Consider the following 12,162-nt stretch of genomic DNA (forward strand, 5'->3'; position numbering starts at 1 on the left):
CCTCGACGGCACCCGACACCACCACGGCGGCGGGTCCGTTGACGGCCGCGACGCCGACCCGGTCGGTCAGCCCGGCGATCGACTCCACCACGGCTGCCTCGTCGGCCGCCACCGCCAGCATCCCGCCACCAGCCGGCAGCGCCTGCATCAACCGACCCCGCGCCGCCACCAACGCACACGCATCCGGCAGGGACAGCACCCCCGCGACATGCGCGGCCGTGACCTCGCCGATCGAGTGACCGGCCAGCATGTCCGGCACGACCCCGAACGACTCCACCAGGCGGAACAGCGCCACCTCGACCGCGAACAACCCGGCCTGCGTGAACACCGTCTGGTCCAGCAACGCCGCCTCAGCAGAACCCGCCTCCGCGAACAGCACCTCCCGCAACGGACGCGGCAACAGCGCATCGAGCTGCGCACACACCTCGTCCAACGCCGCCGCGAACACCGGGAACCCGGCGTACAACTCCCGACCCATGCCCGCACGCTGCGCACCCTGACCCGAGAACAGCACGGCCAGCTGCGTACGCGTCGTGCCCGTGCCGGTGACCACGGTGGCGGCCGGCTCACCGGCGGCGAGGGCACGCAGCCCGGCCAGCAGTTCGTCCCGGCCCGTCGCGGTGACCACCGCGCGGTGCTCCAGCACGGCCCGGCTGACGGTCGACGACCAGCCGACGTCGACGGGGCGCAGCGCCTCGTCCCCGGCGATCCAGCGGGCCCAGCGGTCCGCCTGCGCCGCGACGGCGGCCTCGGACCGGGCCGACAGCAGCACAGGGGTCGGCAGCGACCCGGCGACGGTTTCGTCGGCGCGCGTCGGCGCGCCCTCGCCCCGGGCCGGTCCCGCCTCGGCGGGCGGCTGCTCGATGATCACGTGCGCGTTGGTGCCGCTGACTCCGAACGACGAGACCGCCGCCCGCCGGGGCCGGCCCGCCGCGGGCCAGTCGCGCGCCTCGGTGAGCAGGGTGACCGCCCCGGCGCTCCACTCGATGTGCGGGGACGGCTCGTCGACGTGCAGCGTCGACGGCATCAGTCCGTTACGCATCGCCATGATCATCTTGATGATGCCGGCCACCCCGGCGGCGGCCTGGGTGTGGCCGATGTTCGACTTGATCGAGCCCAGCCACAGCGGCCGGTCCTGCGGACGCTCCTGCCCGTACGTGGCCAGCAGAGCCTGCGCCTCGATCGGGTCACCCAGCGTCGTGCCGGTCCCGTGCGCCTCGACCGCGTCCACGTCGGCGGCGGTGAGACGCGCGTTCGCCAGGGCCTGGCGGATCACGCGCTGCTGCGACGGCCCGTTCGGGGCGGTCAGCCCGTTCGACGCGCCGTCCTGGTTCACGGCGGTACCGCGCACGATCGCGTGGATCCGCCGGCCCTCCCGCTGGGCGTCGGAGAGGCGCTGCACGAGCAGCACGCCCACGCCCTCGGACCAGCCGGTGCCGTCCGCCGACGCGGCGAACGACTTGCACCGGCCGTCCTGCGACAAGCCACGCTGCCGCGAGAACTCGATGAACGTCCCCGGCGTCGCCATCACCGTCACACCACCGGCCAACGCCAGATCACACTCGCCCGACCGCAACGCCTGCACCGCCAGGTGCAGCGCCACCAGCGACGACGAGCACGCCGTGTCCACCGTGACCGCCGGGCCCTCCAGCCCGAACGTATACGCCACCCGACCCGACAGCACGCTGCCGGAGGTGCCGGTACCGAGGTAACCGCCCACGCCCTCGGGCAGGTCCTGCACGCCGGAGGCGTAGTCGTGGTACATGAGCCCGGCGAAGACGCCCGTTCGGCTGCCGCGCAGCCGCGACGGGTCGAGGCCGGCGGACTCGAACGTCTCCCACGAGGTCTCCAGCAGCAGCCGCTGCTGCGGGTCCATGGCGATCGCCTCGCGGGGCGAGATGCCGAAGAAGTCCGGGTCGAACTCGGCGGCCCCGTACAGGAAGCCGCCGTGGCGGGTGTACGACGTCCCGGGGTTGTCCGGGTCGGGGTGGAAGAGCCGGTCGAGGTCCCAGCCCCGGTCGGTGGGGAACTCCCCGATGCCGTCGGCGCCGGCGGCGACCAGGTCCCACAGCTGCTGCGGGCTCGTCACGCCACCCGGGTAGCGGCAGGCCATACCCACGATGGCGATCGGCTCGTCGACGGTGGTCGCCCGCACGGCCTGCTGCTGGTCGGCGACCTGGCCGGACAGCTGCTCGTACAGGTGCTCCGAGAGGGCACCGGGGGTCGGGTAGTCGAAGACGAGCGTCGACGTGAGCCGCAGCCCGGTCGCGCCGTTGATCCGGTTGCGCAGCTCGACGGCGGTCAGCGAGTCGAAGCCCAGCTCCCGGAACGCCCGGTCCGCCGGCACCGCCTCGGCGCCGCCATGACCGAGGACCTGCGCGATCATCCCCCGGACCAGCAGGGCCACCTGGGTGCGCGCCTCCTGCGGGTCGAGCCCGGCCAGCCGGTCGGCCCACGCGCCGGAGCCGGAGCGGCGGCGCTTCGCGGCCGACCCCACCAGGGCCCGCAGCATCACCGGCACCCGACCCGCGGCGGTCTGCGCCCGCATGGCGGGCAGGTCGACCACGGCCGGCACCAGGGCCGCGCCACCGTGGGTCAGGGCGGCGTCCCACAGCCCGAGCCCGACGGGGGCGGTCATCGGGACCAGACCGGCCCGGGTCACCCGGGCCCGGTCGGCGTCGTTGATCGACGCGGCCATGCCGTCGGTGTCCCACATGCCCCAGGCGAGGCTGACGGCGGGCAGCCCGCGCTGCGCCCGCAGCAGGGCGAGGGCGTCCAGGAAGGCGTTGCCGGCCGCGTAGGCGGCCTGGCCGGGAGAGCCGAGCACCCCGGCGACGGAGGAGAAGAGCACGAAGAGGTCGAGGTCCAGCTCGGCGGTCGCCTCGTGCAGCCACCAGCCCGCCGTGACCTTCGGGGCCAGCACGTCCGCCAACCGGTCGGCCGTGATCCCGCTGACCACGCCGTCGTCGAGGACGCCGGCGGTGTGGACCACCCCGGCCAGGCGGTCCTCGGCGGTGATCGCCCGGACCAGTTCGCCGACGCGCTCGCGGTCGGTCACGTCCGTGGCGACCACCCGGGCGCTCGCGCCCAGCGCGGCCAGCCGCTGCACCAGTTCGTCGGCGCCGGGGGCCGCCGGACCCTGCCGGGACGCCAGCACCAGCGAGCGCACGCCGTACGCGGTGACGAGGTGTTCGGACACCAGCGCGCCGAGCGAGCCGGTACCGCCGGTGACGAGGACGGTCCCCCGGCCCAGGGTCGCCGGGGTGCGGGCGTCGCCGGTGGCACGCACCAGCCGCGGCAGGTACGCCGTGCCCGTCCGCACCGCGAGCTGCCCGCCGAGGGCGGGATCGTCGGCGGCGGCGGCGAGCAGGCCCAGCAGGTCGGCGTCCAGGTCGGCGTCCGGGTCGAGGTCGGCCAGCACGATCCGGCCGGGGTGTTCCGACTGGGCCGAACGCAGCAGGCCCCAGACCGCCGCCCCCGCCAGGTCGGTGACGCGGTCGTCGGCGCCGGTGGCCACCGCGCCGCGCGTCACCACGACCAGCCGCGCGTCGGCGAGGGGGTCGGCGGCCAGCCATGCCTGCACCGCGCCGAGGACGTCCGCCGTGACCGAGCGCACCGCGTCGGGCACGTCCGACCCGGAGGGGGCCGGGGTGACGGGCAGCAGCAGCGCCGCGGGGGCGGTTGCGTCCGTCACGGCCGTGGTCACGGCGGCGACGTCGGCGTACGCCGGAAGCTGCGGGGCGCCGTCGAGCGGGCGGTCGCCGAGTACGACCCAGCCGTACGCGCCGTCGGACGCGGTGATCTGCTCGGGCTGCCAGGAGACCTCGAACAGGGAGCGGTACGCCTCGTCCGGGGCGGCCGCCAGGCCGGTCATCTCGCGCAGCGTCAGCGAGTCCACCGACACCACCGGCACACCGGTCTCGTCGACGGCGACCAGCCGCACGGAGTTGCCGGTGGCGGTGAGGCGGACCCGGAGCGTGCGGGCCCCGACCGCGTGGACCTGCACCCCCTCGAACGCGAACGGCACCCGGGGGCCGCCGCCCGACTCGTCGGCGGGCAGCAGCCCGACGGGGTGCAGGGCGGCGTCCAGCAGCGCCGGGTGCACCCCGAAGCCCGCCGGGTCGCCCATGACCTCGTCGGGGAGGGCGACCTCGGCGAACACCTCGCCGTCGGCGGCCCACGCCCGGCGCAGGCCCCGGAAGACCGGCCCGTACGTCAGCCCGTGCTCGGCGACCGTCGCGTACCAGCCGGTGACGTCCACCTCGGACGCTCCCGGCGGCGGCCAGGCGCCCAGCGTGGGCTCGTCGACCGTGGGGGTGCCGACGAGGCCGTCGGCGTGCCGGGTCCAACCCGACTCCGGGTCGTCCTCGGGCTGGGAGTGCACGGTCACCGAGCGGCTGCCGGTCCCGTCGACGGGACCGACCCGGACCTGGACCCGTACCCCACCGCCGGTGGCGGGCAGCAGGAGCGGGGCGAGCACGGTCAGCTCACGCACGCGGGACGCGCCGACCTCGTCGCCCGCCCGGACGACGAGGTCCACCAGCGCGGTGCCCGGCACGACCACGGCGCCGGAGACGACGTGGTCGGCGAGCCACGGGTGGGTCGACACCGACAGCCGGCCGGTCAGCACGACCATGTCCTCGCCGGCGACCGACACCGCCGCGCCGAGCAACGGGTGCCGCGCCACGCCGAGGCCCGCCCCGGAGACGTCGGCGGACTGGCCGGCCGGCGGCAGCCAGTACCGCTCCCGGTGGAAGGCGTACGTGGGCAGGTCCACCCGCTGCGCGCCGGAGTCGGCGAACCACTGCCGCCAGGTCACCGGCACGCCGTGCACGTGCAGCTCCGCGAGGGCGTGCAGCAGCGCCTGCGTCTCCGGCCGGTCCCGGCGCTGCACGGCCACGGCCAGCACGGCGTCGTCGTCGGGCAGCACGTCGGCGGCCATCGCGGTCAGGACGCTCTGCGGCCCGATCTCCAGGAACGCGTCGACACCGGCGGCCTTCAGGGCGGTCACCCCGTCGGCGTACCGGACCGCCTCACGCACGTGCCGCACCCAGTAGTCAGCCGTGCGGATCTCGTCGGCATCGGCCAGCGCACCCGTCACGTTCGACACCACCGGCAACAACGGCGCCGAGAACGTCAACCCCTCCAGGACCGCACGGAACTCGTCGAGCATCGGCTCCATCAACGGACTATGGAACGCGTGGCTGACGGTCAACCGGCGAGTGCGGGTGCCCCGCTCGCGCCAGACCCGCTCCACCTCGTCGAGCGCGTCGACGGCACCGGACACCACCACCGACGTCGGACCGTTGACGGCGGCGATGCCGACCCGGTCGGTCAGCCCGGCGATCGACTCCACCACGGCAGCCTCGTCCGCCGCCACGGCCAGCATGCCGCCACCGGCCGGCAACGCCTGCATCAACCGACCCCGCGCGGCGACGAGCGCACACGCGTCCGCCAGGGACAGCACCCCGGCCACGTGCGCCGCCGTCACCTCGCCGATCGAATGACCGGCCAGCATGTCCGGCACGACCCCGAACGACTCCACCAGGCGGAACAGCGCCACCTCGACCGCGAACAACCCGGCCTGCGTGAACACCGTCTGGTCCAGCAACGCCGCCTCAGCAGTGCCCGCCTCGGCGAACAACACCTCCCGCAGCGGACGCGGCAACAGCGCATCGAGCTGCGCACACACCTCGTCCAACGCCGCGGCGAACACCGGGAACCCGGCGTACAACTCCCGCCCCATGCCCGCACGCTGCGCACCCTGACCCGAGAACAGCAGCGCGAGCTGGCCGCGCTGACCGCCCGGGCCGCTGACCACGCCGGCCGAGGGCTCGCCCGCCGCCACGGCTGCGAGGCCCGCCAGCAGCTCTTCGCGGCTCGCCCCGGACACGACCGCCCGGTGCTCCAGTACGGAACGCGACGCCACCGACGACCACGCCACGTCGAGCGGGCGCGGGGTCCCGGCGCCGCCGAGCCACTGCGCCCAGCGGCCGGCCTGCGCCGACAGCCCGGCCGCGTCGCGGGCCGAGAGCAGCACCGGCACCACCGCCGTCGCCCGGGACGGCTCGTCGCCGGTGTCCGGCTCGTCCGCGTCGGTCGGCGTGGGCGGCTGCTCCAGGATCAGGTGGACGTTCGTACCGCTGATGCCGAACGACGACACGGCTGCCCGGCGCGGCCGGTCCACCGCCGGCCAGGGGCGCGCCTCGGCCAGCAGGGACACCGCGCCGGCGGACCAGTCCACGTGGGGGGTCGGCTCGTCGAGGTGCAGGGTCTGCGGGAGCAGGCCGTACCGCATCGCCTGCACCATCTTGATCATGCCGGCGACGCCGGCCGCGGCCTGGCTGTGGCCGATGTTCGACTTGATCGAGCCGAGCAGCAGCGGCCGGTCGGCGGGGCGGCCCTGGCCGTAGGTGGCCAGCAGGGCCTGCGCCTCGATGGGGTCGCCGAGCGTCGTTCCCGTGCCGTGCGCCTCGACGGCGTCCACGTCGGCCGTGGTCAGCCGGGCGTTCGCCAGGGCCTGGCGGATCACCCGCTGCTGGGCCGGCCCGTTGGGGGCGGTGAGGCCGTTGGACGCGCCGTCCTGGTTGACGGCGCTGCCGGCGATCACGGCGAGCACCTGACGACCCTGCCGCCGGGCGTCGGAGAGCCGCTGGACCAGCAGCACGCCGACGCCCTCCGACCAGCCGGTGCCGTCGGCGTCGGCGGCGAAGGACTTGCAGCGCCCGTCCGGGGCGAGACCGCCCTGGCGGGAGAACTCGACGAAGGCGCCCGGCGTCACCATGACGGTGACGCCGCCGGCCAGCGCCATGTCGCACTCGCCGCCGCGCAGCGCCTGGGCGGCCAGGTGCACCGCCACCAGGGACGACGAGCAGGCGGTGTCGACCGTCACCGCCGGGCCCTCCAGCCCGAAGGTGTACGACACCCGGCCGGAGATGACGCTGTGCGCGCCGCCGGTGAGCTGGTAGCCCGCCAGCTCGGCCGGGGTGTCGGTGGTGCCGTAGCCCGACGGGGAGGCGCCCACGAAGACGCCGGTACGGCTGCCGCGCAGCTCGTCCGGGTCGATGCCGGCCTGCTCCATGGCCTCCCAGGACGCCTCCAGCAGCAGGCGCTGCTGCGGGTCCATGGCGACCGCCTCGCGCGGCGAGATGCCGAAGAAGCCCGGGTCGAACGTGGTGGCGCCGTCGACGAAGCCGCCCTCGCGGGTGTGCGAGACGGGTTGCCCGTCGGCGTCGACGGCCAGCAGCCGGCCCATGTCCCAGTGCCGGTCCTCGGGGAAGCCGCTGATCCCGTCACGCCCGGTGGCGACCAGGTCCCACAGGTCGTCCGGGTTGGCCACGCCACCCGGGTAGCGGCAACTCATGCCGACGATGACGATCGGGTCGTCGTCCACCGGCCCGGCGGGACCCCAGGCGGTGACGGTCTCGACCTCGTGCAGGCGCAGCGTCGCCGCCAGGTGGTCGGCGAGGGCGGCCGGGTTCGGGTAGTCGAAGACCAGGGTGGTGGGCAGGGTGAGGCCGGTGGCGGCGCCGAGCCGGTTGCGCAGCTCGACGGCGGTCAGCGAGTCGAAGCCCAGCTCCTTGAACGCCCGGTTGGCCTTGACCAGTTCGGTGCCGGAGTGGCCGAGCACGGCGGCGGTGTGCGTGCGGACGAGGTCGGTCAGGTGGCGGTCCTGCTCGGCGCGGGGCAGCGTCAGCAGGTGCTGGCGCAGCCCGCCGCCGGCGGTGTCCTCCGATTCGGCGTCGACCACCCGCAGGGCGTCGCGGGCCTCGGCGATGTCGTCGAGCAGGGGGCGGGCGCGGGCGGCGGCGAACGCCGGGGTGAACAGGGACCAGTCGACGTCCGCCACGGTCACCGACGGCACGGCCCGGCCGACGGCGCTGCGCAGCGCGTACACGGCCTGGGCCGGCGACATCGGGCTGAGGCCTCGGCGGGCCAGCAGCTCCTGGCCCTCACCGCTGGCCATGCCGCCGTCGGCCCAGGGTCCCCACGCCACGGCGGTGGCGGCCAGGCCGCGGGCGCGGCGCCGCTCGGCGAGGGCGTCGAGGAAGGCGTTGCCGGCGGCGTACGCGGCCTGTCCACCGCTGCCCCAGATGCCGGCGATGGAGGAGAAGAGCACGAACGCGTCGAGCGGCCGGTCGCCCAGCAACTCGTCCAGGTGCACGGCACCGGCGATCTTGCCGTCCAGCACCTCGGCCAGCCCGGCGAGGTCGGTGTCGGCCAGCATGGTCAGCTGGCCCACCCCGGCGGCGTGCACCACCGCGGTCAGCGGCGCCGGGTCGGCGTCGACGTCGCGCAGCAGCGCCTCGACGCGGGCGCGGTCGGCCATGTCGGCGGCGACCAGGGTCACCCGGGCGCCGAGCCCGGTCAGTTCGTCGCGCAGTTCCGCCGCCCCGGGGGCCTGCTCGCCCCGGCGGCTGGTCAGCACGACGTGCTCCGCGCCGTTGCCGGCCGCCCAGCGGGCCACGTGGGCGCCGAGCGCCCCGGTGCCGCCGGTGATGAGGACGGTGCCCGACGGCTGCCAGCGCTCGACGGTGCCCACGGCCGCCGGCGTGGCGCGCACCAGGCGGCGCACGAACACGCCCGAGGGCCGTACGGCGACCTGGTCCTCGTGGCCGCCGCCGGTCAGGACGCCCACCAGGTGGTCCCAGTCGCCGCGCCCGGGGCCGTCCGGCAGGTCGACCAGGCCGCCCCAGAGCTGCGGGTGTTCCAGCCCGGCGACCCGGGCCAGGCCCCACAGGCCGCCCTGGGCGACGCTGCGCACCGGGTCGGCGTCCCCGGTGCCGACCGCGCCCCGGGTGACCGTCCACAGGGGCGCCGCGACGTCGGCGGCGTGCAGGGCCTGCACCAGCGTCATCGTGGCGGCCGTGCCGAGCGGCACCGCCGGCTGGCCGGGGTGCGGCTGGTCCAGCAGGCCCAGCAGGGAGACGATCCCGGTGCACGGGGTGTCCCCCACGGCCCCGGCCACCCGCGACGTCACCTCGTCGCGCTCGGCGAGCGGGTCCACCGCCAGCCGGGACACCTCGCCGCCGGCGGCGGTCAGTGCCCCCGCGAGCGCCTCGGCCCAGTCGGCCGTGGCGGCGTCGTCGGCCGGTTCCACGAGCAGCCAGCGGCCCGACGGGGTGACCGGTGCGGGGGCGGCGGTCCGCTTCCACACCACCCGGTACGACCAGCCGTCGACGACCGCGTCCCGCAGCCGCGCCTTGCGCCAGGACGACAGGACCGGCAGGGCCGGAGCCAGGACGTCCAGGGCCGCACCGTCGGCGCCGAGCTGCGCGGCGAGGGCCGCCACGTCGGAGCGCTCCACGGCGGACCAGAACTCGACGTCCACCACGTCCGGGCTGACCGGGCCGGTGACCGAGACCGGCATCTGCTCGGGCCAATAGCGCTGCCGCTGGAACGCGTACGTGGGCAGGGCGACCGGGGTCACTCCCGCGCCGGAGTAGAGGGCCGGCCAGTCGACGGGCACCCCGTCGACGTGCAGCTCGGAGAGGGCGGCGAGCAGGGCCCGCGCCTCAGGACGGTCGGCGCGCAGCACGGGCACGGCGATCACCGGGGTGTCGTCGTCGGCCGCCTCCTGCCGGCTCAGCGCGTCCCGGGTCATGGCGGTCAGTACGCTGCGCGGACCGATCTCCAGGAACGCGTCGACGCCCGCCGCCCGCAGCGCGGTGATGCCGTCGGCGTACCGGACGGCCTCGCGGACGTGACGCACCCAGTAGTCGGCCGTACGGATCTCGTCGGCGTCGGCCAGCGCCCCGGTCACGTTCGACACGAGCGGCAGCGACGGCGCGGAGAACGCCAACCCGTCCAGCACGGTGCGGAACTCGGCGAGCATCGGCTCCATCAGCGGGCTGTGGAACGCGTGACTCACCGTCAACCGACGCGTGCGTACGCCCCGCTCCCGCCAGACCCGCTCCACCTCGTCGAGCGCGTCGACGGCACCGGAGACCACGACCGAGGTCGGCCCGTTGACCGCGGCGATCCCCACGTCGGCCAGCCCGTCCAGGGTGGCCAGCACGTCGGCCTCGGCAGCCGCGACGGCCAGCATCCCGCCATCCGAGGGCAGCGCCTGCATCAGCCGCCCCCGCGCCGCCACCAGCGCACACGCGTCGGCCAGCGACAGCACCCCGGCCACGTACGCGGCCGTCACCTCACCGATCGAGTGACCACCCACGAACTCCGGCGCGACCCCGAACGACTCCACCAGGCGGAACAGCGCCACCTCGACCGCGAACAACCCGGCCTGCGTGAACACCGTCCGGTCCAGCAGCGCCGCCTCGGCGGAGCCCTCCGGCGCGAACAGCACCTCCCGCAGCGCACGCGGCAGCAGCGGGTCGAGCCGCGCGCACACCTCGTCGAGCGCGGCGGCGAAGACCGGGAATTCCGCGTACAGCTCACGGCCCATGCCGGCGCGCTGCGCGCCCTGACCGGAGAAGAGCACGGCGAGCGGGCCCCGGTCGGCCGACTGACCGGCGACGACCGCGCCGGACGGCTGGCCGGCGGCGAGGGCGCGCAGCCCGGCCAGCAGGTCCTCGCGGTCGGTGGCGGTGAGCACCGCGCGGTGTTCCAGCGCGGAACGCGACACCACCGACGACCAGCCGACGTCCACCGTGCGGAGCGTCTCGTCGGCGTCCAGCCACCGGGCCCAGCGGCCCGCCTGCGCGCTGAGGGCGGCCTCGGAGCGGGCCGACAGCAGCACGGGCACCGCCGGCAGGGCGGGGGCCGGGCCGGAGTCGACGTCGGCGGGCTCGTCGGCGTCGGGGGCGGGCGGCTCCTCCAGGATGGTGTGCGCGTTCGTGCCGGAGATGCCGAACGACGACACCGCCGCCCGGCGGGGACGGTCGGTGACCGGCCACGGCCGGGCCTCGGTCACCAGCGACACCTCGCCGGCCGACCAGTCCACCTTCGGCGTCGGCTCGTCGACGTGCAGGGTGGACGGCACGATCCCGTGCCGCATCGCCATCACCATCTTGATCACGCCGGCCACGCCCGCGGCGGACTGGCTGTGACCGATGTTCGACTTGATCGAGCCGAGCAGCAGCGGCCGGTCGGCGGGGCGGTCCCGCCCGTACGTGGCCAGCAGGGCCTGCGCCTCGATCGGGTCGCCGAGGACGGTGCCGGTGCCGTGCGCCTCGACGGCGTCCACGTCGGCCGTGGTCAGCCGGGCGTTCGCCAGGGCCTGGCGGATCACCCGCTGCTGGGCCGGCCCGTTGGGGGCGGTGAGGCCGTTGGACGCGCCGTCCTGGTTGACGGCGCTGCCGGCGATCACGGCGAGGACGGGGTGGCCCTTGCGCTGGGCGTCCGACAGCCGCTCCACCAGCAGGATGCCGACGCCCTCGGACCAGCCGGTGCCGTCGGCGGCGGCGGCGAACGACTTGCACCGGCCGTCGGGGGCGAGCCCCCGCTGCCGGGAGAAGCCCACGAACGGGGCGGGGGTGGCCATCACGCAGACGCCGCCGGCCAGGGCCAGGTCGAAGTCGCCCTGCCGCAGCGCCTGGCAGGCCAGGTGCAGGGCGACCAGCGACGACGAGCAGGCGGTGTCGACCGTGACGGCGGGGCCCTCCAGGCCGAGGGCGTACGCGATCCGCCCCGAGACGATGCTGGTGGCCGTGCCGGTCAGCAGGTAGCCCTCGTCGGTGCCCTCGACCTCGCTCTGCGGGCCCACGCCGTAGCCGTTGGCGGCGGTCCCGACGAAGACGCCGACCTTCTGCCCGCGCATGGACGCGGGTGCGATGCGGGCCTGCTCGAACGCCTCCCACGACGTCTCCAGTAGCAGCCGCTGCTGGGGGTCCATCGCCACGGCCTCGCGCGGCGAGATGCCGAAGAACTCGGCGTCGAAGTCGGCCGCGTCGTAGAGGAAGCCGCCCTCGCGGGTGGTGGAGTGCCCGGCCCGGTCGGCGTCCGGGTCGTACAGGTTGTCCAGGTCCCAGCCCCGGTCGGTCGGGAAGCCGCCGATGGCGTCGCCGCCGGAGGCCACCAGGTCCCAGAGCTGCTCGGGGCTGGCGACGCCGCCCGGGTAGCGGCAGGACATCGCGACGATCGCGATGGGCTCCCGGGCGGCAGCGGTCAGCTGCTGGTTGAGCTGACGGAGGCGGCCCGTCTCCTTGAGCGAGGCGCGAAGCGCCTCGACGACCTTGTCTGCGGACGTAGACATCATGAGCT

Annotated in this window: 1 protein-coding gene (running past one end of the window); it reads right to left on the reverse strand. The window is 75.7% G+C overall.

Annotated features, from left to right (window positions below):
• A protein-coding gene (locus GA0070610_RS16035; RefSeq protein ID WP_089003540.1) for a type I polyketide synthase crosses the window boundary here: on the reverse strand, positions 1–12,154 show its 5' end (the start). It extends 17,681 nt beyond the left edge of the window; the window shows 12,154 of its 29,835 coding nt (coding positions 1–12,154); the start codon lies at positions 12,152–12,154; its stop codon lies off the left edge, out of view.
• Positions 12,155–12,162 lie beyond the last annotated feature (8 nt).

Source organism: Micromonospora echinofusca (assembly GCF_900091445.1).
Classification (GTDB): Bacteria; Actinomycetota; Actinomycetes; order Mycobacteriales; family Micromonosporaceae; genus Micromonospora; species Micromonospora echinofusca.